This window comes from Bradyrhizobium campsiandrae (genome assembly GCF_014529705.1).
Lineage (GTDB): Bacteria > Pseudomonadota > Alphaproteobacteria > Rhizobiales > Xanthobacteraceae > Bradyrhizobium > Bradyrhizobium campsiandrae.
This window is the reverse complement of the sequence record NZ_JAANIH010000008.1, coordinates 184,986-186,697: the sequence shown is the minus strand read 5'-3', so window position 1 is coordinate 186,697 and position 1,712 is coordinate 184,986. Positions and strand designations below refer to the sequence as shown.

Sequence of the window (1,712 nt, the reverse complement as noted above, 5' to 3'; positions counted from 1 at the left end):
AGCGAATTCCATTGGGCGTCCTTCGCTTTGAAAAATTCGAATTGGCCCAAACCGACGTTTGTCCGCCCGGGATATGGTGGCAGCGCGGGTTGGGGCGTAGGATGGGTTGAGCACTTGCGAAACCCATCACTTCTCGTTCGTCGCTCTCCGTAACCGTGGCAGGATCGTCGGCAACGACAGCTTCCGTTCCGCTGCATGGGTTTCGCAAGTGCTCAACCCATCCTACGCGCTGTCATCACTCGTCTGAAGGCGATCGCAGGCTGTTGTCAGAGGGACGTCTAGATCGCGACTGTCACACCCGCATTTTTCGCGTACGCATGAATGACCATCAAAGCTTGCTGAAGGGCTAGCTCCTGCTTGAGTGCCCGCTTGCGGCCCGCGCGGCGAACGATCCAAGCTGTTATGAGTGAGGCAATGAGTGCAGGAATCAGCAGGATGACGAGGAAAATGCCGGCGGCCATGTAGAGATAAGGCACGGCATCTTTCTTCCACTGCTCGATCTGGTCATTTATCTTCTTCTTCACGTTCTCGACAATGCTCGTGATGGCCTTGGTCGCGGCGCTTTCGATCGACTTGATCGCGTCGTCGGCCAACTTCTCCGGTAAGTGAGCGGCGTTGTTTATATCAGTCACGGCCTGGTCGATAACCTTGCCGTTGCCCTCGCTCTTGACGTCCGGAAGTCCGGGTTTCGTCGGACCTGGCGTCGTAACCGTAACGCCGTGTTGCTGAACTTCTACTTGGCCGTTCGAGCGCACGGTGATTTGAGGAGTAGCTGATTGAAAAAAGCCTTGAGCGTGCGCCATCGGGCTGCCAGCAGTCAATGCTGCGGCCATAAGCAAGCACTGTCTCATCTTGAACTTGGTCATCGCAACAATGGGGAACGCCCCTCTCCCTGATTTATATCTCCAGTAGTGACCTACATCATGGACTTGGTTCAGCGGTATCTGACGACCAGCACAATGGCGTCGAGCTATGGCGACAGCACACCATCTGCACAGTAGGGCGTAGGATGGGTTGAGCACTTGCGAAACCCATCACTTCTCGTTCGTCGCTCTCCGTAACCGTGGCAGGATCGTCGGCAACGACAGCTTCCGTTCCGCTGCATGGGTTTCGCAAGTGCTCAACCCATCCTACGCGCTGATCCAGTGGGCTTTGGTGGCTCGGCTTGGCGCGGTTGACTTGGGGCAACTCGAACGATCGAAAGCGCGTTTGGGTGACGCGGTGTTAGGCCCACCTCAATGGATATCGGTCGTGGAGGACATTTGCTCCGCGACCGGTACCTCGGACGCCGGAATGCTTCAAAGCGACGTCCGATGCACTGTCGGCTTGTTCTCACACCACGATGTGGAATTCCTTCCAGGCACTCCAAGTGGTGCCGTCGAAGGCTTGGACCCAGAGATCGTCTGAGACCGCTCCACTTTGGAACGTCGTGCCGGCGAGCTGGGCTGCAGTGACATTGATGTTCTGGTTGGTGCCCTGCGCCACGCCGCTGACGACGAAGTGCCCGCTGCTGGCATCGGTGGTCGAGTCCCAGAAGCGGAAAGCGGTCATGCTGTCGACATCGGCATCGCTGACCGAGAACAGGCTCGATGCTGAGATGTTTTGACCGTGCGTTGCGCTGTAGTCGGAGGTGCTCACGACGGGAGCATGATTGATCGGCGGATTGACGTGGAATTCCTTCCAGGCGCTCCACACGGTGCCGTCGAAGGCCT

The 1,712-nt window shown here is 57.4% G+C and carries 1 protein-coding gene and 1 pseudogene; both read right to left on the bottom strand.

What is annotated here, in order from left to right; all coding sequences use genetic code 11:
• Nucleotides 1-278: 278 nt before the first annotated feature.
• A complete protein-coding gene (locus G8O24_RS08500; protein WP_188098301.1) occupies nucleotides 279-866 on the bottom strand; it encodes a hypothetical protein in 588 nt (195 codons plus the stop codon).
• A gap of 466 nt (nucleotides 867-1,332) precedes the next feature.
• Nucleotides 1,333-1,712, bottom strand: a pseudogene (locus G8O24_RS08495) (hypothetical protein); the annotation flags it as partial.

Bases quoted from the DNA above. Each gene is read 5' to 3' on its own strand.
- G8O24_RS08500 (WP_188098301.1), bottom strand. From the start codon at position 866: ATGACCAAGTTCAAGATGAGACAGTGCTTGCTTATGGCCGCAGCATTG.